At 72.4% G+C, this 19,374-nt stretch carries 20 protein-coding genes; 8 read left to right on the forward strand and 12 right to left on the reverse strand.

Features of this window, described 5'->3' with window-relative positions:
* Positions 1-150 precede the first annotated feature (150 nt).
* Positions 151-1,137 carry a transporter gene (locus ACLBXP_RS17270; RefSeq protein ID WP_447668983.1) on the forward strand — a complete coding sequence of 329 codons (987 nt, stop codon included), beginning with the start codon at positions 151-153 and terminating at the stop codon, positions 1,135-1,137.
* 191 nt (positions 1,138-1,328) lie between these two features.
* Positions 1,329-1,907 carry a fasciclin domain-containing protein gene (locus tag ACLBXP_RS17275; RefSeq protein WP_447668984.1) on the forward strand — a complete coding sequence of 193 codons (579 nt, stop codon included), beginning with the start codon at positions 1,329-1,331 and terminating at the stop codon, positions 1,905-1,907.
* 67 nt (positions 1,908-1,974) lie between these two features.
* On the opposite strand, the gene ACLBXP_RS17280 is transcribed toward ACLBXP_RS17275, so the two are convergent.
* Both ACLBXP_RS17280 and ACLBXP_RS17285 read right to left on the reverse strand, forming a co-directional pair.
* Entirely contained in the window at positions 1,975-2,673 is a 699-nt protein-coding gene (locus tag ACLBXP_RS17280; RefSeq protein ID WP_447668985.1) for an anti-sigma factor, read from the reverse strand.
* Positions 2,670-3,221, reverse strand: coding sequence for a sigma-70 family RNA polymerase sigma factor (locus ACLBXP_RS17285; protein WP_447668986.1), 552 nt, complete (start codon positions 3,219-3,221; stop codon positions 2,670-2,672). The genes ACLBXP_RS17280 and ACLBXP_RS17285 overlap by 4 nt, the downstream gene beginning before the upstream one ends.
* 277 nt (positions 3,222-3,498) lie before the next feature.
* Here ACLBXP_RS17285 and ACLBXP_RS17290 point away from each other — a divergent pair, with 277 nt between their 5' ends.
* From ACLBXP_RS17290 to trmFO, 3 genes are all read left to right on the forward strand, one after another.
* Complete coding sequence (locus ACLBXP_RS17290) at positions 3,499-4,473, forward strand: S1C family serine protease (protein ID WP_447668987.1); 975 nt, start codon at positions 3,499-3,501, stop codon at positions 4,471-4,473.
* A 218-nt stretch (positions 4,474-4,691) separates the two neighbouring features.
* Positions 4,692-4,991: a GCG_CRPN prefix-to-repeats domain-containing protein gene (locus ACLBXP_RS17295; RefSeq protein WP_447668988.1), complete on the forward strand. Its 300-nt coding sequence runs from the start codon at positions 4,692-4,694 to the stop codon at positions 4,989-4,991.
* A 54-nt stretch (positions 4,992-5,045) separates the two neighbouring features.
* Positions 5,046-6,473, forward strand: coding sequence for a methylenetetrahydrofolate--tRNA-(uracil(54)-C(5))-methyltransferase (FADH(2)-oxidizing) TrmFO (trmFO, locus tag ACLBXP_RS17300; RefSeq protein ID WP_447668989.1), 1,428 nt, complete (start codon positions 5,046-5,048; stop codon positions 6,471-6,473).
* A 48-nt stretch (positions 6,474-6,521) separates the two neighbouring features.
* Here trmFO and ACLBXP_RS17305 read toward each other — a convergent pair whose 3' ends face one another.
* The 4 genes from ACLBXP_RS17305 to ACLBXP_RS17320 form a co-directional block, all read right to left on the reverse strand.
* Positions 6,522-6,953, reverse strand: coding sequence for a hypothetical protein (locus tag ACLBXP_RS17305; RefSeq protein WP_447668990.1), 432 nt, complete (start codon positions 6,951-6,953; stop codon positions 6,522-6,524).
* Positions 6,954-7,032: 79 nt separating this feature from the next.
* The gene (locus tag ACLBXP_RS17310; RefSeq protein ID WP_447668991.1) at positions 7,033-7,164 is read right to left on the reverse strand and encodes a hypothetical protein; all 132 of its coding nucleotides are present in this window, start codon (positions 7,162-7,164) and stop codon (positions 7,033-7,035) included.
* A gap of 324 nt (positions 7,165-7,488) precedes the next feature.
* On the reverse strand, positions 7,489-8,034 hold the full coding sequence (locus ACLBXP_RS17315; protein WP_447668992.1) for a GNAT family N-acetyltransferase: 546 nt from the start codon (positions 8,032-8,034) through the stop codon (positions 7,489-7,491).
* A gap of 147 nt (positions 8,035-8,181) precedes the next feature.
* Positions 8,182-9,906, reverse strand: coding sequence for an L-lactate permease (locus ACLBXP_RS17320; protein WP_447668993.1), 1,725 nt, complete (start codon positions 9,904-9,906; stop codon positions 8,182-8,184).
* Between the two features lie 273 nt (positions 9,907-10,179).
* Here ACLBXP_RS17320 and ACLBXP_RS17325 point away from each other — a divergent pair, with 273 nt between their 5' ends.
* Positions 10,180-11,763 (forward strand): putative bifunctional diguanylate cyclase/phosphodiesterase, encoded by a 1,584-nt coding sequence (locus tag ACLBXP_RS17325; protein ID WP_447668994.1) that lies wholly within the window; start codon positions 10,180-10,182, stop codon positions 11,761-11,763.
* An 18-nt stretch (positions 11,764-11,781) separates the two neighbouring features.
* Here ACLBXP_RS17325 and ACLBXP_RS17330 read toward each other — a convergent pair whose 3' ends face one another.
* The 5 genes from ACLBXP_RS17330 to yajC are packed head-to-tail and all read right to left on the reverse strand — an operon-like array spanning position 11,782 to position 16,064.
* Positions 11,782-12,663 carry a phytoene/squalene synthase family protein gene (locus ACLBXP_RS17330; RefSeq protein WP_447668995.1) on the reverse strand — a complete coding sequence of 294 codons (882 nt, stop codon included), beginning with the start codon at positions 12,661-12,663 and terminating at the stop codon, positions 11,782-11,784.
* On the reverse strand, positions 12,660-13,061 hold the full coding sequence (locus ACLBXP_RS17335; protein WP_447668996.1) for an Mth938-like domain-containing protein: 402 nt from the start codon (positions 13,059-13,061) through the stop codon (positions 12,660-12,662). Before ACLBXP_RS17335 ends, ACLBXP_RS17330 begins: the two co-directional genes overlap by 4 nt.
* Before the next feature lie 10 nt (positions 13,062-13,071).
* Entirely contained in the window at positions 13,072-14,010 is a 939-nt protein-coding gene (secF, locus tag ACLBXP_RS17340) for a protein translocase subunit SecF (protein ID WP_447668997.1), read from the reverse strand.
* Between the two features lie 52 nt (positions 14,011-14,062).
* Positions 14,063-15,670, reverse strand: coding sequence for a protein translocase subunit SecD (gene secD / locus ACLBXP_RS17345; protein WP_447668998.1), 1,608 nt, complete (start codon positions 15,668-15,670; stop codon positions 14,063-14,065).
* Positions 15,671-15,728: 58 nt separating this feature from the next.
* Positions 15,729-16,064, reverse strand: coding sequence for a preprotein translocase subunit YajC (gene yajC, locus ACLBXP_RS17350; protein ID WP_447668999.1), 336 nt, complete (start codon positions 16,062-16,064; stop codon positions 15,729-15,731).
* Between the two features lie 236 nt (positions 16,065-16,300).
* Here yajC and ACLBXP_RS17355 point away from each other — a divergent pair, with 236 nt between their 5' ends.
* Both ACLBXP_RS17355 and ACLBXP_RS17360 read left to right on the forward strand, forming a co-directional pair.
* On the forward strand, positions 16,301-17,182 hold the full coding sequence (locus ACLBXP_RS17355; RefSeq protein WP_447669000.1) for an ATP-binding protein: 882 nt from the start codon (positions 16,301-16,303) through the stop codon (positions 17,180-17,182).
* 123 nt (positions 17,183-17,305) lie between these two features.
* Positions 17,306-17,677 carry a YidB family protein gene (locus tag ACLBXP_RS17360; RefSeq protein ID WP_447669001.1) on the forward strand — a complete coding sequence of 124 codons (372 nt, stop codon included), beginning with the start codon at positions 17,306-17,308 and terminating at the stop codon, positions 17,675-17,677.
* A gap of 82 nt (positions 17,678-17,759) precedes the next feature.
* Here ACLBXP_RS17360 and ACLBXP_RS17365 read toward each other — a convergent pair whose 3' ends face one another.
* On the reverse strand, positions 17,760-19,307 hold the full coding sequence (locus tag ACLBXP_RS17365; protein WP_447669002.1) for a peptidoglycan DD-metalloendopeptidase family protein: 1,548 nt from the start codon (positions 19,305-19,307) through the stop codon (positions 17,760-17,762).
* Positions 19,308-19,374 lie beyond the last annotated feature (67 nt).

Here is a 19,374-nt window from a genome sequence, read left to right on the forward strand (position 1 = left end):
TGTAGAATAGTCAGCCTCGTTGAGACTTGGGGTGGGGCCGTAAGGGGGCGCTTGGCATGGAGAGCACGGGGGCCGAAAGCAACGGCGGACCGGCAATCATGTGCCAAGGCTACGGGGCGGACGCCTGAATCCTTGGGAAGGAACGATAATATGATGAAGAACTGGCTGGCGGCCGGAGCCTTTGCGCTCACGGCCAGCGCGGTGGCGACTCCCGCCCTCGCGCAGTCGACGACGGTGCCCGGTGAGCAGGTCGGCCTTGCGACCGGCGCTCCGCTCCCCGAGGGCATCTATGCCCTGAACACCTTCACCTACCGCCGCACCGACCAGCCGTTCTCTGCCGACACGGCCGTGAACATCCCGGTCCTGGTGTGGTCGACCCCGCTGGTTCCGCTCGGCGGCCGCATCGAGCTGCTCGTTGCGCCCCCGACCGTGTTCGCCTTCACCCGCAACCGGGCCGGCGTTCCGAACCGCGACGTCTCGATCAACGTCGGCACCTTCGTCGGCGGCATCTGGGCGTTCGACCTCGGCGGCAACTTCGGCGCCAGCCTTCTGGGCGGTGCCTACCTGAACGACCTGAACGGCGACCGCGGCTCGCTCTGCACCCCCGGTGCGCTCACCGCCGGCTGCACCCCGCTCCTGCCGCAGCTCTCCTCCAACACCTACCGCTTCGGTGTTGCGGGCAGCTACACCGGCGAGGGCTGGAACATCACCGCCAACCTGACCGCCAACCTCTACGACTCGCCCGGCCGCTTCCCCGGCCAGGTCGGCGCCTTCCTCGGCCCGATCCGCCTCTCGGACGCCCTGAACATCGACCTCACCGCGACGAAGAAGTTCGGCAAGTTCGAGATCGGCGCCGTCGGCTACGGCACCTACAACTTCGACATCAGCCAGTTCTCGGCTGCTGCCGGCAACCGCGGCCGGTTCGCCCTCGGCGGCCTGCTCGGCTACGACTTCGGGCCCTTCACGGCTCAGATCTACGTCGCCCGCGACGTCGTGACCGGCGCCCGCTACACGGACGCCCTCGGCCGGACCCGCGACAACTACTCGACGGACGGCTGGTTCCGCATCATCGCGCCGCTCTACACCGTTGCCGCCGCTCCGGCGCCGGTCCCGGCTCCGCTCATGCGCAAGTACTGAGATCCGATCGGCCGCGGCTCGCCGCGGCCGGTTCGATCGAACGACGAGCCGTCCGACCTCAGGGTCGGGCGGCTTTCGTCGTTCTCGGGGACGCGAACCCCCCGGGACGATCGCCTGAAACCTTTCCGCTCCGGGCCCCGTAAGGGCCGGCGTCGCTCCGAACAACCGGAGCTCAGGGAAGGAAAAGACGCATGTTGCATTCGCTCAGGCGCCGCCCGCCGGCGAGCCGGATCGCGGCCGCCGCCCTCGCGCTCGCGCTGGGCGCGGCGCTGCCCGCGGCGGCGCTCGCCAAGAACCCGATGGTCGGCGGCGCGCCCATGTACGCCTCGAAGACCATCGTCGAGAACGCGGTGAACTCGAAGGACCACACGACGCTCGTCGCCGCCGTGAAGGCCGCGGGCCTCGTGGACACCCTGAGCGGCCCCGGCCCCTTCACGGTGTTCGCCCCCACGAACGCCGCCTTCGCCAAGCTGCCGCCCGGCACGGTCGAGACCCTGGTCCAGCCCGCCAACAAGGCGACGCTCACGGCGATCCTGACCTACCACGTGGTTCCGGGCACCCTCACGGCCCAGGATCTCGCCCGCATGGTCAAGCAGGGCGGCGGCGAGGCGCAGCTCAAGACGGTGCAGGGCGAGCCCCTCGTGGTGCAGACCCGGGGCAAGAAGGTCTACGTGACCGATGCCAAGGGCAACACCGCCACGGTGACCATCGCCAACGTGATGCAGTCGAACGGCGTGATCCACGTGATCAACGGCGTCCTGCAGCCCTGATCGGGGCCAGGTCCCGCACGGACGGGAGCCCCGGCCTTCAGCGGCCGGGGCTCCCGCGCTTCGGGGCTCACTCGCGGATCAACTTGCCCGTGTAGAGGACCGGCCCGGTCGGCTGGCCGGTGGGCGATCCGCCCGGCGGCTCGGAGGAGACCGCGAGCACGCCGGAGGCGTCGGCGCCCGGCACGGCGACCCGCCCGGGCGCGGCGCCGACGAGGCCGAGGGAGCGCGGCGCCGCGCCGGCGGCGACGTACCAGAGTTCGAGGCTGCGCCCCGCGGGGGCCGCGGCCTCCACCGGGCGCACCTGCGCGGTGCCGGTCGCGGTGTCGACGCTGACGATCAGCGCCGGCTGCGCGCCCCCGCTCTGCACCACGGCGATGTAGCGCCCCGCCGGCTGCGGCCGCAGCAGGCCGGCGCCGACCGCGAGGGCGAGCCCGGCGGCCAGGAGGCCGCCGGCCGCCGCCGCGCCCCGCCAGAACCGGAGCTTGCGGGTGAGGGCGCCGACGCGGTCGTCGTCGTTCGCCGCGACTGCCCCCGGCAGGGCCGCGGCGATCCGGGCCCAGACGCGGGCGTCCGGGCGCACCTCCGGCGCGGCGGCGTCGAGGGGCGCGAGCCGGCTCTCCCAGGCCCGGGCCGCGGCCTCGGCGGCGGGGTCGATGCTGCGCTCGATCGCGAAGGCGGCGCGCTCGGCGGGCGGCAGGGTGCCGAGCACGTACTCGGCGGCGCGCAGGTCGCGGTCCGCGTCGCCGCCCTCGGGTCCGGCGCTCACGGCGCGCCCCCCATGCAGGCCTTCAGGCTGCCGAGCGCCCGGTGCAGCCAGGTCTTGATGGTGTTGACCGGCCGCCCGTAGCGCCGCGCCAGGTCCTCGCGGGAATAGCCCTCGCAATAGGCGAGCACGACGCAGTCGCGGTGCGTCGGGTCGAGGCCCGCCAGGCAGGCGAGCAGCGCGTCCCGACCGAGGATCGCGCCCTCCGGGTCGGCCGGGTCGGCGAGCCGCTCGAGCCAGTCCTCGCCATCCTCGTGCACCGGACCCTGTACCTCGCTCCTGCGCCGGATCGAATCGATCGCCCGGTTGCGCGCGATGGCGCACAGCCAGCTGAGCGGCCGCCCGGCCTCCGCCGCGTAGGACCCGGCCGCCTGCCAGACCCGCAGGTAGACCTCCTGCAGCACGTCCTCGGCGGCGTTCCTGTCCCGCTGGATACGCAGGATGACCCCGTAAAGTTTCGGGCTGGTGAGATCGTAGAGCGCGCGCAGCGCCCGCGCGTCGCCGGCAGCGACCGCCCCGAGGAGCCGGACCAGGGCCGCGTCGTCACGCACGGGGCCGCACCTCGTCTCGGCCGGTCAGGTGACGGGGCATCGGGGGGAAGGCTCGGCGTCGCGGTCGGGTGCGGCACGTTAGGGCATCGGGCCGCCCGCTGTCATACGAAATCCGAGCGGAGTCCGACGCCGTCGGAGCAGGCCGGCGGGGCTGGTGCGCCCCTTGCTCCGCCCTGCGCGCTCCGAGCGCACGCCCCCCGTGCGGCGGCGGGTTCCGCCGCCGCCCCCGGAGACCTATCTCTCGGTACGGCGGTTCGAGTGAGAGGGACGACGCAGCATGGCCTCGCAGGGCGATTGGAAGATTCCCGCCGCCGTTCAGCCGAAGCCCGGGGAGCACGGCTACGACCTCGACCGGGCGCTCAGCGCGGTCGTCGCCCTCTCCACCCGCGTGCCCGCCGAGGCCTTCACGGCCGAGACGCTCGGCACCGAGCGCGCCGGCAACGGCGTGGTGATCCGGGAGGACGGCCTCGTCCTCACCATCGGCTACCTCGTCACCGAGGCCGACACCGTCTGGCTCACCACCCATGACGGGCGCTCCGTGCCCGGGCACGTCGTCGGCTACGATGCGGCCACGGGCTTCGGCCTCGTCCAGGCGCTGGGGCGCCTCGGCCTTCCGGCCCTGCGCCTCGGCCGCTCCGGGACACTCAAGGTCGGCGACCGGGCGGTGGTGGCGGGCGCGGGCGGGCGCGGGCACAGCGTCTCGGTGCAGCTCGTCGCGCGCCAAGAATTCGCGGGCTACTGGGAGTACGTCCTCGACGAGGCCCTGTTCACGGCCCCCTCGCATCCCCACTGGGGCGGCACCGCCCTGATCGGGCCGGAGGGCGACCTCCTCGGCATCGGCTCGCTGCAGCTGCAGCAGGGCGGCTCGGGCGCCTCGCGGACCATCAACATGGTGGTGCCGATCGACCTCCTGCCTCCGATCCTCGACGACCTGACCGCCCGGGGGCGGCCGAACCGCCCGGCCCGGCCCTGGCTCGGCCTCTACGCCTCCGAGGGCGACGAGGGCATCGTGGTGATGGGGCTCGCCGACGAGGGGCCGGCCGAGACCGCCGGCCTCCAGGCCGGGGACGTGATCGAGGCGGTGGCGGGCGAGCCGGTCGGCGACCTCGCCGACTTCTTCCGCAGCGTCTGGGCGCTCGGCGAGGCGGGGGTGCGCGTCCCCCTCACCCTGCGCCGCGCCGGCCGCAGCGTGAAGCTCACCCTCGTCTCCGGCGACCGCGACCGCTTCCTGATGAGCCCGCCGCTGCACTGAGGTCGGCGCCGGCCCCTTCGCCGATCCCCCCTGCCGGCTTCGCCACGATCCTGCCACCCTGCCGCCGCAACCCTGAGGGGTGGACAACGCGGCCATCAGCCAAGGTTCAGCCGGCGGGCCGCACAACTGGGTCACCCGTCGCGCCGGTCCGGGCGGACGGGCCCGATGTCGCATCGTCGTCGCTCCCGCCCGCGGGAGGACGCGCAGGAGGTCACATCATGATGCACGTGAAGGTGCTCGGGATGGCGGCGGTTCTCGCCGGAGGTCTCGGGCTCGCGACGGCCGCCCAGGCCGCACCCCTCAGCCCCGCGCCCCTCGGCGCCCCCGCCCCGATCGAGCGGGTCGCGGGCGGCTGCGGCCCCGGCTTCCACCCCAACCCCTGGGGCGTCTGCCGGCCGAACTGGGGCGGTCCCCGCCCCTACTGGCGCCGCCCCGCCTATTACGGCGGCTACGGCTACTATCGGCCCCGCCCCGTCTACCGGCCCTACGGCTTCTACGGTCCGCGGCCCTTCTATTGAGCGGCGGGCGGCGGGCGCGTTGATCGCGTCCGCCGCGGGGTTTATCCCGGCCGGATGAGCGCACCAGACCCCATCCACATCATCGGCGGCGGGCTTGCGGGATCCGAGGCCGCCTGGCAGCTCGCCGAGCGCGGCCACGCCGTGGTGCTCCACGAGATGCGCCCCGTCCGCGCCACCGAGGCGCACCGCACCGACGGGCTCGCCGAGCTCGTCTGCTCGAACTCCTTCCGCTCCGACGACCCGCACGGCAACGCCGTGGGCCTGCTCCACCAGGAGATGCGGACCCTCGGCTCCCTCATCCTGCGTGCGGCCGACGCCCACCAGGTGCCGGCGGGGGGCGCCCTCGCGGTCGACCGGGACGGCTTCTCGCAGACCGTCACGGCGGCGCTCGCCGCCCATCCGCGGATCACCCTCGTGCGCGAGGCGGTCGACGGCCTGCCGCCGGCGGCCTGGGGGCGGGTGATCGTGGCGACCGGCCCGCTGACCGCGCCGGGCCTCGCCGAGGCGATCCGCGGGCTCACGGGCGCCGAGTCGCTGGCCTTCTTCGACGCCATCGCGCCGATCGTCCACCGCGACTCGATCGACATGGGGCGCGCGTGGTTCCAGTCCCGCTACGACAAGGCGGGGCCCGGCGGCACGGGGGCCGACTACATCAACTGCCCCCTCGACCGGGCGCAGTACGACGCCTTCGTGGCGGCCCTCGTCGCGGGCGAGAAGACCCGCTTCAAGGAGTGGGAGGCCTCCACCCCCTACTTCGACGGCTGCCTGCCCATCGAGGTGATGGCCGAGCGCGGGCCCGAGACGCTGCGCCACGGGCCCATGAAGCCCGTGGGCCTCACGAACCCGCACGACCCGACCGTGAAGGCCTGCGCCATCGTGCAGCTGCGCCAGGACAACGCGCTCGGCACCCTCTACAACATGGTCGGATTCCAGACGAAGCTGACCTACGCCGAGCAGGTGCGGGTCTTCCGGACGATTCCCGGCCTCGAGGGCGCCGAGTTCGCCCGGCTCGGCGGCCTGCACCGCAACACCTACCTCGACTCCCCGCGCCTCCTCGATGCCACGCTCCGCCTGCGGGCGGAGCCGCGCCTGCGCTTCGCCGGCCAGATCACCGGCTGCGAGGGCTACGTGGAGAGCGCCGCCGTGGGGCTGATGGCCGGCCGCTTCTCGGCCGCCGAGGCCGAGGGCCGGGACCTGCCGCCCCTGCCCCAGACGACGGCCCTCGGCGCGCTGATCGCCCACATCACCGGCGGCCACATCGCCGCCGAGGACGAGGGCGCGCCGCGCTCCTTCCAGCCCATGAACGTGAATTTCGGGCTGTTCCCGCCGCTGGCCCAGGCACCCCGCAACGAGACCGGCCGGCGCTTGCGCGGCCCCGAGAAGGCGGCCCTGAAGAAGCGGGCGATGACCGACCGCGCCCGCGCCGACCTCGCCGCCTGGATCGCGGCGGCCGAGGGGACGGGGCGGGCCGCCGCCGAGTAGCGGGAGCGGGCTGAGCGTCGGGGGCGTGCCCGCCCCGTCCCCTCGGCCTCAACCCTCACGGGCCCCAGCCGCGGTGCGCGCGGCCGTTGCACGAAGCGTCCGCCGCTCCTCGGGCGTGAACAGGCTGCGGCGGCCGATCTCCGAGACGGCGGCCCAGCCGCACAGGACGGACAGGCTGAGGATCAGCAGAGGGATGGCCGCCCGCTCGGCCCAGATGACGGCCAGCATGCTCAGACACGCTGCCAGGAGGCCGGAGGCGCATTCGTAGACGACGCCGAGCTGGAACAGGCTCAGCCGCCGCGGGCGCAGGCAGGCTACGAGGCAGCCGAGAGCAGCGGTGTCGAAGGTGGCGAAGCACCACGCAGAGGCGATGTCCAGGCTGCCGAAGCCGGCGAACGCCGCGGTGAGAAGGCCCGCGAGAAGCAGGCCGACGGCCACGCACCGCATCCGATCGCCGGCTCCGTCATCGTGATCGGCCATGGTCGCTCCTCCCGTCCTGCATCGGAATACGCGCGATGTCGCCGTCCCGAACCCGTCCCGGCTTCCGGCGTACCGTGGGTCAGTCGCGTGACTGCCGGGCATTGTCGGGTGGGAAGCGCCGGTCGTGCGCGAGCGAGGCCAGCTTCAGGGCTGCGAGGCCGCCCGCGACCAGGACAACGGCCAAGGTGGCGATTTGGTACGATAGGGACATGGCCGCCGCTCGTCGCTTCGGTTGCGGCATCGCGCAGCCCGTGTACGAAATGTAGGGCTAAGCCGACGAGAAATAAAAGCCACAGCCCGTACTTTGATTCAAAGCTCTGATCTTTGAGGATCAGATTGAAGATGATTGTACTACAGGTTGCAACAATCAGGAAAATCGGGACGCCTGCGTGCGGCTCGGGATGCTCATTGAATGACCTGCGCGCGAGCCTGAGCTGATCATGACCTGTCACGCGCGATCCGTTGCTGCCTACAGCGAAATCACCTACGGCGCGATCGAGCCGCGGCATGTCGAGCAGGCCTCCGGTCCGGCAGCCTACGGCCCCGCGCTGCCCGAGCGCAGCGCCAGCACCCTCCGCCCCGGCCGGTGGCCGTCGTCGCCGGTGTCGTGGAAGCCGAGCTTGTGCAGGAGGCCCCAGGAGGCGACGTTGCCGGGGCGGCACTCGGCCACGATGGTGCGGGCGGGGAAGCGCCGGGCGAGCTGGGCGAGGATCGCCGCGACCGCCTCCTTGGCGAAGCCGCGGCCCCGGGCGGCGCCGCCGATCCAGTAGCCGATCTCGATGGCGCCGGCCCCGCGCAGGTGGGTGCCGACGACGCCGACCAGCGGCCGCTCCGGCGCCTCCCGGCTCCAGGCGCCGAGGAAGCGGTCCTGGCCGCGCCGCGCGCTGCGGATCAGGTCCTCGGCGTCCCGCAGCGTGAAGGGCGCGGGCAGGAAATCTACGGCGCCCGTGATGGCCGGGTCGTCGGTCAGGCGGCGCAGGGGCTCGGCGTCGGCGGGCCCAAGGGCCGCGATGTGCAGGCGCTCCGTGTCGAGGCCGGGCAGGTCGGCGAGGCTGTCCCGGCGGGCGTGGTGGAAGAGCATCCCCGGAAGGTGGGGCGCCCGCGCCGCCCCGGAAAGGCACGTCGGCGAGCCCCCGCCTAATCCGTCGCGGGACACGAAAAACCCGCCCCGGCCGGGGCCGGAGCGGGTTCCCCCGGACGTGTCCGGGCCTGCGGTCGCGGTGTCCGGTCAGGGGGCGGCCGGGTGGATCACCATGGCGCTGAACGGGTGCACGTAGGCCTGCAGCATCACGAGGCAGCCGACGAGGGCGGCCAGCACGATGGAGTGCCAGAACACGAAGCGCAGGATCTTGCCCTCCTGGCCGAAGTAGCCCGTGGCGGTCGAGGCCACGACGATCGACTGGGCGTCGATCATCTTGCCCATCACGCCGCCCGAGGAGTTCGCCGAGGCCATCAGGATGCCGGACAGGCCGAGCTGCTCCGAGGTGATCTTCTGCAGGCCGCCGAAGAGCACGTTCGAGGCGGTGTCGGAGCCCGTGAGCGCCACGCCGAGCCAGCCGAGCAGCGTCCCGAAGAACGGGTAGAGGATGCCGGTGCCCGCGAAGGCGAGGCCGAGGGTGGCGTCGACGCCCGCGTAGCGGGTGAGCACGCCGAGCGCCAGCATCGCCGCGATGGTGATGAGCGAGTAGCGCAGCACCCAGATCGTCTCGAAATACGCCGTGACGAGGCGCACCGGCGAGAACCGCATGATCAGGCCGGAGATGATCGCGGCGATGAGCACGCCCGTGCCCGTGTAGGACATGTAGGTGAACAGGAAGACGGCGGCCTCGGCCTTCGGCTTCGCCTCCACCGGCGGCACCTTCATGATCATGTTGTGCAGGCCCGGCACCTCGTACTTCCAGGTGAAGAGCGGGTTCACGATGCCCTTGAACCAGCCGGTGCCCCAGATCGCCACGACCACCGAGAGGATGATCCACGGCACCCAGGCCATCAGGATCTCCTGCGAGGAGGCGGTGCGGCCCCCGACATGCACCTTCGGCATGTCGCCGGGCACGCCGGCGCCGAGGGGGGCCGGCCGCGGCTCGCCGTAGCCGATCGAGGGGTCGTTGCCGCGCAGGGCCGGCGAGGACCAGATCTCGGCCGGCTGCCAGACCTTCAGGAACAGCACCAGGGCGGCCATCGAGACGAGCGAGGCGCCGATGTCGACGATCCAGGGGTTCACGTAGTTCGAGATCAGGAACTGCGCGGCCGCGAACGAGGCGCCGCAGACCAGGATCGGCGGCCAGACCCGGACCATGCCGCGGAAGCCCGCGAACACCCAGATCAGCCAGAACGGCACCAGCAGGGAGAAGAACGGCAGCTGCCGGCCGATCATCGCGCCGAGGATGTAGGGGTCGTAGCCCGTCACCGAGGCGAGGCCCTGGATCGGCGCGCCGAGGGCGCCGTAGGCCACCGGGGCGGTGTTGGCGATGAGCGAGAGCCCCGAGGCCGCGAGCGGCGAGAAGCCGAGCCCGATCAGGATCGCGCCCGTGACCGCCACCGGGGTGCCGAAGCCGCCCGCGCCCTCGAAGAAGGCCCCGAACGCGAAGGCCACGAGGAGGAGCTGGATGCGCCGGTCCTGCGTGATGCCCGCCACCGATTGCTGGAGGGTCGCGAACCAGCCCTTCTCCACCGTGAGGCGGTAGAGGAAGATGACGTTCAGGATGATCCAGCCGATGGGAAAGAAGCCCGTCACCATGCCGAGCAGCGAGGCGCGGGTGGCCAGGCCCGCCGGCATGCCGAACAGGAACACGGCGACCAGGAAGGCGAGGATGAGGGACAGCACGGCCGCGATGTGCGCCTGCACCTTGCCGCTCGCGATCATGCCGAGGAGCGCGATGACCGGCAGCGAGGCCGCCAGCGTCGAGAGCCATTGGTTCCCGAAGGGGTCGTAGACTTGGTTCCAGGTTTCCACGGGCGTCGCGCTCCTCCGGGGCCCGATTCCAGTCGGGCATTGCCGGCTTGCTAGCAGAGCGCCGAAGCCGGCTCAACGCCCGAAAATAATGTGTTCATCGACAGTTGCAGGGAAGCCGCTGCGGCCCCGCCCAGGTTGGGGGATGAACCTCGTGCGCAGTCGCGGTGAGGCTTCGTTGACGCAGAACCGCCCCGGCCCGGCGCGCCCGCGATGGGATTCACGACCCCTTAAGTCAGGTCTGTGTTCCTAGGACCGGACAGGCGGGGACGAACGATGACGAGCGGCGGGCGCAGGGGAAGCTGGGGCGAGGGCGAGTTCTACGAGGCCCTCTGCCTCCTGATGACGGGCGCCTGCTTCTGGATCATCGGCGTGCAGTTCGGCGCGTTCGAGGCCCTCAACAGCTTCATCCTCGCCTACGACCTGTCGGACCAGTTCATGCTCGCCTGCCTGATGGGTCTCGGGATGTTCGCGGTCAGCATCCGCAAGTCGATCCGGCTGCGGGAGGCGATGCGGGAGCGTGACGCCACGGCGGCCCGCGCCGAGTCGATCGCCCGCCACGACGTGCTCACGGGGCTGGCCAACCGCCGCCTGTTCCTGGAGGCCGTGGAGGCGCGCCGGGACGGCCCGGGGCCGGGCTTCGCGGTGCTCCTCGTCGACCTCGACCGGTTCAAGCCCGTCAACGACATCTACGGGCACGCGGCCGGCAACGCCGTGCTCTGCGCGGTGGCCGAGCGCCTGCGCGGCCTGCTGCCCCCCTCCGGCCTCGCGGCTCGCCTCGGCGGCGACGAGTTCGCCCTGCTGGTGCCCCTCGACGGCGGCAGCGACGGCCTCGCGCGCCTCGCCCAGGCGGCGATCGCCGGCATCGCCGCCCCCGTGCTGTGGGACGGGAACGAGCTGAAGGTCGGCGCCACCATCGGCATCGCCCCGATCGGCGGGGAGGATGCCGAGGCGGCGCTGCACGCCGCGGACCTCGCCATGTACCAGGGCAAGAAGGACGGGCGCGGCACCTTCCGGGTCTTCCAGAGCGCCATGGACCTGGAGCTGAAGGCCCGCGCGCAGCTCGAGAGCGAGCTGCGCGCCGCCATCGAGGGCGGGCAGATCGAGCCCTATTACCAGCCCGTGGTGTCCCTGCCCGGCCGCGAGCTGATCGGCGTCGAGGTGCTGGCGCGCTGGCGCCACCCGGGCCGGGGGCTCCTCGCCCCGAGCCACTTCATCGCCATCGCGGAGGAGACCGGCCTCATCGCCGACCTCAGCTACCGGCTGCTGCGCCAGGCCTGCCTCGACGCCCGCGACTGGCCGGCTCACCTGCAGATCGCGGTCAACATCTCGCCCCAGCAGTTCCAGGACCAGTGGCTCTGCGAGCGGATCCTCGGCATCCTCACCGAGACCGGCACGCCCCCGAGCCGCCTCGAGGTCGAGATCACCGAAACCGCCCTCGTGCAGGACCTCGAGGCCGCCCGCACGATCCTGACCTCCCTGCAGAACCTCGGCGTGCGCATCGCCCTCGACGATTTCGGGACGGGCTATTCGAGCCTCTACCACCTGCGCGAACTGAAGTTCGACAAGCTGAAGATCGACCGCAGCTACGTCGACACCATCACGATGAGCGACGAGCGGGCGAAGCTCGTGGACGCCATCATCAAGCTCAGCGCGAGCCTCGGCCTCGTCACCACCGCCGAGGGCATCGAGACGGATGCCAGCCTTGACTGGCTCGCCGGCCAGGGCTGCGACTTCGGCCAGGGCTATCTGTTCGGCGCGCCGATGCCGAAGGGCGCGATCGACGGCCTCGTGACGCGGCCCGCCGCCGAGGCGCTCCCCGCGGAGCTGCCCGCCGAGGCGCCGCGCCGGGTGGCGTGAGGCGATCGGGTCCTACGCTCAGCGGATCCGGCGCGCGGCCCGCCACAGGCGCCAGAGGCGGCGCCAGCGCGCGACCGAGACCGGCGTGTTGAGGGGGTCGTAGGCGGCCCCCTCCATGGCGTCGAGATAGCCCTCCGTGAGGGCCATAGGCAGGAAGGCGGGCTGCGCCGCGGGGCTGATCGTGGCCCGCGCGGCCGCGTAGGCCGCGAGGTGGCGCCGGGCCAGCGCCCGCAGGTCCGCCGTCGCGCCGCGCAGGCCGGGGCCGCCGCGGCCCGTGACGATGTCCTCGCGGGTGACCCCGTGCGCGCGCAGTGTGTCGGCGGGCAGGTAGACCTGGCCGGCGCGGGCGTGCCAGGGCAGGGACCGCAGGAGGCCGGTGATGCCGTAGGCGACGCCTGCATGGCCCGCCGCGGCGGCGCCCCCGGGCTCGGCCCCGTCGCCGAGGACGAGGCTCGCCAGCCGGAACAGGCTGGAGGCGGTCTCCCCGCAATAGCCTTCGAGGTCGTTCACCCGGGGCATCGGGTCGTCGTAGAGGTCGAACACCCGGGCGTCGATCAGGTCCACGAAGGGCTGCCGGCCGAGGCGGCGGCGCACGATGGCGTCCTCCAGCGCCGCCGCCACGGGGTTCGCGCGCACGTCGCCCCGCGCCTCCCCCTGGAGCGCGTCGCGCCACCATTGCAGGCGGATCTCGCCGGCCATGGGGTTCTGGGCGGCCTCGCGCACGCGGGCCACCGTGAGGCTGAACGCGTAGAGGGCGAAGAGGTGCGGGCGCGCCCCGGCCGGGGCGAACAGGGTCGCGAAGTAGCGGTCCGGGTCCCCCTCCCGCACCAGCGCCTCGCAATGCGCGAACGCGAAGGCGAGCCCGTCGCCCGCACCCGTGCTGGTCTCGGTCTCTGTCACGCGACGGCGATCAGGGCGGCCGCGACCTTGCGGTTCTCCGCCATCAGGATGTTGTAGGTGCGCGCCGCGGCGCCGGTCTGCATCACGTCGAGCCCGATGCCCGCCTCCTTGAGCCAGGCCCGCAGCGCCGCGGGCAGCGGCACGATGTCGAGGCCGGTGCCGACGAGGAGCAGGTCGATCCCCTCCGCCTCGGCCCGCACCGGGCGCAGGGCGTTCCGGTCGATGGCGCCCGCCCCCGCCACGGGCCAGGCCCGGACGCCGGAGGGCAGGACCAGGATCGAGCCGCGATGCGACATCTCCGCGAAGCGGAAGCCGCCGTCGCCGTAGGCGTCGATCAGGTGGCGCCCCGGCACGAAGCCCGCCGGCTGAGCGTCCGCGGGAGGCTCGGGATCGGCCATCCGCCCTCGCCTACTCGGCCGCCTGCGGCAGGCCGGCCCGGGCCCCGCTCTTCACGCCCGAGAGCATCAGGCCGAGGTAGATCAGCACCGGCGTCGAGATGAAGATCGCCGAGTAGGTGCAGATCACGACGCCGCAGAGCATGACGACCGCGAAGCCCTTGATGGCCTCGCCCCCGAACAGCACCAGCGCGAGCAGCGACAGGCCGGTGGAGATCGAGGTCATCACCGTGCGCGACATGGTGGAGTTGATCGACAGGTTGAGGAGCTCGACCGTGGGGATGGTCTTGTAGCGGCGCATCAGCTCGCGGGTCCGGTCGAACACCACCACGGTCTCGTTGAGCGAGTAGCCGACGATGGTCAGGATCGCGGCGATCGAGGTCATGTTGAACTCGATCCGGGTGAGGATGAAGATGCCCACCGTGAGCACGATGTCGTGCAGGGTGCCCACGATGGCCCCCAGCGCCAGCTCCCGCTCGAACCGGAACCACAGGTAGAGCAGGACGGCCACGACCGAGAGCACCACGCCGAGGGTGCCCGACTGCACGAGCTCGCCCGAGACGCGGGGGCCCACCGTCTCGGTGCGGCGGAAGTCGTAGTCGGCGTCGAAGGCCGCGTGCGCCTTCTGCATCACCGCCGTCTGACCCTGCTCGCCGGCCTGCAGCGGCAGGCGCACCAGGACCGTGCCCTGGTTGCCGAGCTCCTGCACCTCCGGCTCGCCGAAGCCGAAGCCGGCGGCCGTGTGGCGGATCGCGGCGACGTCGGCGGTGCCGGACTTCGCCTGCAGCTCCACCAGGGTGCCGCCCTTGAAGTCGATGCCGAAGTTCAGCCCGATCGTCAGGAACAGCACCACGGTCGCGACCGACATCGCCGCCGACAGCGGGAAGCTGAAGCGCCGGTAGCGCATGAAGTCGAAGTGCGACTCGTCGGGCCAGAGGCGGAGCAGGCGCATGGTCGGTCTCGCTTCGGGAGCTTCTTCGAAGGGTCTCCCTGGATTCAAAGGGTCAGAACGGCAGGGCCTTGGGCCGGAAGCTCTTGTACCACACCGCGATCATCATCCGGGTCAGCGTCACGGCCGTGATGACGGTCGTGAGGATGCCGAGGATGAACACCACCGCGAAGCCCTTCACGGGGCCGGAGCCGAGGAAGAACAGGATCAGGGCGGCGATCGCCATGGTCGAGTTCGAGTCGATGATGGTGGCGAAGGCCCGGTCGAAGCCGGCCTGGAGCGCCGAGACCAGGGAGCGCCCGGCCCGGGCCTCCTCGCGCATGCGCTCGTAGATCAGCACGTTCGAGTCCACAGCCGTGCCGATGGTGAGCACGATGCCGGCGATGCCGGGCAGCGTCATCGTGGCCTCCAGCACCGACATCAGGCCGAGGATGAGGCCGACGTGGACGACGAGGGCGATGTTGGCGATGAAGCCGAAGGTGCCGTAGGTCATGAACATGAAGGTCACGACCAGGGCGGCGGCGACGAGGGTCGCGAGCTTGCCGGCCTCGATGGAGTCGCGGCCGAGGCCGGGGCCGACCACGCGGCGCTCGACCACGGTGAACTTCGCCGGCAGGGCGCCGGCGCGCAGCAGCACCGCGAGGTCGTTGGCCTGCTGCACCGTGAAGTTGCCGGTGATCTGACCCGAGCCGCCCGTGATGGCGGAGCGGATCACCGGCGCCGAGACCACCTCGTTGTCGAGCACGATCGCCATGCGGCGGCCGACGTTCTCGGAGGTCGCCTGGCCGAAGCGCTGGGCGCCCTTGAGGTTGAACTTGAAGCTCACCATCGGCTCGTGGGACTGCTGGTCGAAGGCGGGCTGGGCGTCGGTCAGGTCGCCGCCGTCGGCCATGATGCGGCGCTCGACGGGGACCTTCGCGCCCTTCTCGTCCTTCGAGGGCAGCAGGTCGACGTCTCCGCTGGCCGAATCCGAGAGCATCCGGAACTCGAGCTTCGCCGTGGAGCCGAGGAGCCGCTCCAGCCGCTCCGGGTTCTGCTCGCCCGGCACCTGCACGAGGATGCGGTCGGCGCCCTGCTGCTGGATCGAGGGCTCGACGAGCCCGCCGGTATCGAGGCGGCGGCGGATCACCTCGATGCCCTGGACCACGGCGCGGCGGGTGCGCTCGGTGATGCCCGCATCGGTGAGCGTCAGCCGGACGAGGCCGTCGGGCTGGTCGGTCACGTCGACGGTGCGGCCCCCGGTCTGGCCGACGAGGGGGTTCGAGATCGGCTGCGCGAGCTCGCGCAGCTTCGGCAGCACCTTGGCGCGGGCCGCCGCGTCCGCGATGCGCACCTGCACGCCGCGCTGGAGGAGCTGGATGCCGCCCTCCGCCCGCACGCTCTCCTGCTGCAGGATGCGGCGGACGTCGTCGCGCAGGGCCTTGGCCTGGGAGGCCACCAATTCGTTCTGGTCGACCTCGAGGAGGAGCTGCGAGCCGCCCTGCAGGTCGAGGCCCAGCACGATCGCCCGCTGCGGGATCACCCAGGCGGGAAACCAGCCGGGCAGCCCGGCCATGAAGGCCTTGCGGCTCTCCGTCGAGAAGAAGCTCGGCACCGCCAGGCTGAGGCCGAGGAGGATGACGGCGAGCGTCGCGATGATCTTGGTTCTGGAGAAGCGCAACATCCGCCGTACTCGGTTCGCGAGCGGAGCCGGCCCTTCGCGCCGGCTCCCTCTTGTGACTTCAGGCCGCCTTGACCGGGCCGCCCTTGACGCGGACCTCGGAGATCATGGTGCGCACCACCTTCACGCGCACGTTCGGGGCGATCTCCAGCTCGATCTCGGCGGCGTCGTCCGCCACCTTCGTGACCCGGCCGACGAGGCCGCCGTTCGTCACGACGGTGTCGTCGCGGCGCACGTTCTTGACCATGCTCTGGTGGTCCTTGAGGCGCCTCTGCTGCGGCCGCAGGATCAGGAAGTACATGATCACGAAGATCAGGATGAACGGCACCACCTGGAAGGCGATGTCGGCGCCGCCGGCGGCCGAGCCGGCCCCTTGCGCGAAGGCGGGGGTGATCAAGCGTGCAACTCCCTAGGGACAGGTGCGAACCGGCAGCCGCGTCGCACGGCGCCGGGCTCGGCCTTCAAAAGCGCGCGGACTATAGCCACGGCCTAAGTGAAAGCAACGGCATGCGGGCGCGACCCACGGCCCCGCGCGGTCCCGACAGGGATTTCGGGCCCGACCCCGTGCTTTTGAAGGGCGATGCGCCTACACGCGCGGATCAGCCCCACCCCTCCATGCCCCGGCCCGATCCGATGACGACTCCCGCGCCCGCCAGCCTCGACACGCTCATGCCGCTCCTGGAGCGCATCGCCACCGCCCTGGAGCGGGCCGCCCCGCCCGCCCGCCCGCCCGTCGACCTGACGGCGGCGGACGCCTTCCTGTGGGGGCCGGAGCGCCGGCTCGTCCCGGTGCCGCGGGTCAACCGCGTCGAGATGGGCCTGCTCACGGGCATCGACCGGGCCCGCGACACGCTGGCGGAGAATACCGAGCGCTTCGCCCGCGGGCTGCCGGCCAACAACGCCCTGCTGTGGGGCGCCCGCGGCATGGGCAAGTCCTCCCTCGTGAAGGCCGTGCACGCCGAGGTGAATGCCCGCCGCCCGGAGGGCGCGCTGCCCATGAAGCTCGTCGAGATCCACCGCGAGGACATCGAGGCGCTGCCGGACCTGATGGCCCTGCTGCGGGTCGACCCCCACCGCTGGGTGGTGTTCTGCGACGACCTCTCGTTCGACGCCGACGACACCTCCTACAAGTCCCTGAAGACGGCCCTCGACGGCGGCATCGAGGGGCGCCCCGCCAACGTGCTGTTCTACGCCACCTCCAACCGGCGCCACCTGCTCGCCCGCGAGATGGTGGAGAACGAGCGCTCGACGGCCATCAACCCTGGCGAGGCGGTGGAGGAGAAGGTCTCCCTCTCCGACCGCTTCGGCCTCTGGCTCGGCTTCCACAAGTGCAGCCAGGACGAGTACCTCGCGATGATCCGCGCCTACGTCGCCCGCTACGGGCTGGCCGTGGAGCCGGAGCGGCTGCGCGCCGAGGCGCTGGAATGGTCCACCACCCGTGGCTCCCGCTCCGGCCGCACGGCCTTCCAGTTCATCCAGGACCTCGCCGGACGCCTCGGACGGACGCTGGACTGAGGGTGCGGGACCGCGGACACGATCCGCGGCGCGGGGCCGCACCGCCCGCGACGCTTGCCGGCCCGGGCCGCCGCCCAAGCTTCCCCGCGTGCGCCGCCGCGGGCGGCACGACGGGGGGTACGGATGGGCATGATCGCGCGCGTGACGGCGGGGCTCGAGCGGCGGCTCGACGATGTCGGGGCGGACGGCCTCGCGATGGCGGCGGCCAAGTTCGTCCCGGGCGGGCTGCCGGCCCTGCTCGATCGGCTGCGGGCGGACGGCCACGGCGCGGCGGTGGATTCCTGGATCGGTACGGGGGAGAATCGCCTCATTCCCGCAGAGGCTTACGAGCGGGTGCTCACGCCCGGTGTGAGGGACGCCTTCGCGCGCGACCTCGGCCTGCGGCCCGAGCGGGTGGCGCAATCCCTCGCCGCCTTCCTGCCCGCCGCGGTCGACCGGGAGAGCCCCGGCGGACAACTTCGCGAGCAGCGCCAGTTCAGCACGCAGATCCGCTGACCGGGCGGCAGGCCCGAAGAAGGGTCCGAAACGCGAAACGGCGGCCCGAGGGGCCGCCGTTCCCGTTCGAGCCCTGCGGGGCTCAGTTGCTGGCGAGCTGCGACATCGGGTCGACCGGCGCGCCGCCCTTGCGGATCTCGAAGTGGAGCTGGGGCGAGGTGACGTTGCCCGACGCGCCGGACTTGGCGATGGTCTGGCCGCGCTTCACCTTCTCGCCGGGCTTCACGTCGATCTCGCCGTTGTGGGCGTAGGCCGAGACGTAGCCGTTCTGGTGGCGCACCAGCACGAGCTTGCCGTAGCCCTTCACGTCCGAGCCCGCATAGGCCACGGTGCCGTCCTCGGCGGCCTTCACGGCCGTGCCCTCCGGCACCGCGATGTTGATGCCCTCGTTGCCGCTGGAGCCGTAGCCGGCGATGACCCGGCCCTTGGCGGGCCAGCGGAAGGTCTGGTCCGGCGCGGCGACGGAGCCGGTGCTGGCGGGCTCGGGCGCCTTCTCGGGCGCGGCGGGCTTGACGGGCGCGACCGGCGTCGCGGCCGCGACCTTCACGGTCTCCTTGGCCGACTCCTTCGCGGCGTCCTTGGCGCTCTTCTCGGCCGCTGCCTTGGCGGCGTCCTTGGCGGCCTTGGCCTCGGCGATCTTCTTCGCCGCGTCCTTGGCGGCGGTCTCCTTGGCGGCGGTCTCCTTGGCGGCCGCCTCCCTGGCGAGCTTCGCCTTGTCGGCCTCAGCCTTGCGCGCGGCCTCGGCCTTCGGATCGGCCTTGATCTCGGGCTTGGTCTCGACCTTGGCGGTCTGGCCCGGACGGACGTGGCGCTTCCTGGCCTCGGCCTCCTTGTCGGCCGCCTCCTTGGCGGCGTCCTTGGCAGCCTTCGCCTCGGCGATCTTCCTGGCCGCGTCCTTGGCAGCCTCGCGCTTGGCCTCGGCCGCGCTGGCCTCGCGCCGGGCCTCCAGGGCGCGGGCGGCCTCGGCGGCCTTCTCGGTCCCCTTCTCGGTCCCCTTCTCGGTCCCCTTCTCGGTCCCCTTCTCGGTCCCCTTGGGGCCCTGCGTCAGCTTCAGGCGCTCCTGGGGGGCGGCCGGCACGGTCCGGGCGGACATCGGCGCGGCCGCGGGGTTCATGCCCGAGGCGCTGTAGACCGGGATCGTGATCTGCCGGCCGGGGGTGACCTGCGCGGCGCTGGTCAGACCGTTGGCGGAGAGGATCGCCGAGGCCGGCACGCCGAAGCGGGTCGCCATCTGGTTGAGGCTGTCGCCCTGCGCGACGGTGATCTGGGTGCCGCCCTGCGCGTTCCAGCCGGCCGGGCCGGTGGCGGCGACGCGGGTCGCGGGCGCCGCGACGGGCGCGGGGCGGCTCGCGACGGGGCCGGGCCGCGGGGTGATCGGCGTCGGTGCGCCGAGCGCCTCGGACTGGATGCGGCCGGTGCGGATGACCGGCGCCGGCGCGACCTCGCCCGAGTCCGGCAGGCTTCCCGTCGCCGCGGGCTCGCCCGGCTGGTTCGACGCGAAGGGGTTGACGAAGGGGTCGCCGAGGCGCGAGGCGTCCGACGAACAGGCGGCGGCACCGCCACCGATCACCCCGATGAGGGCGAGGCGCGACAGCGTCCTCAGTCCCCGACCAGTTCCGCGAACCCGCATCGACGCACCCGTTTGCCTGACGCAACTTGATGCGGTCATTTCAACCGGATTCAGGTTAAGCAACCGT

This window comes from Methylobacterium sp. A54F (genome assembly GCF_053346035.1).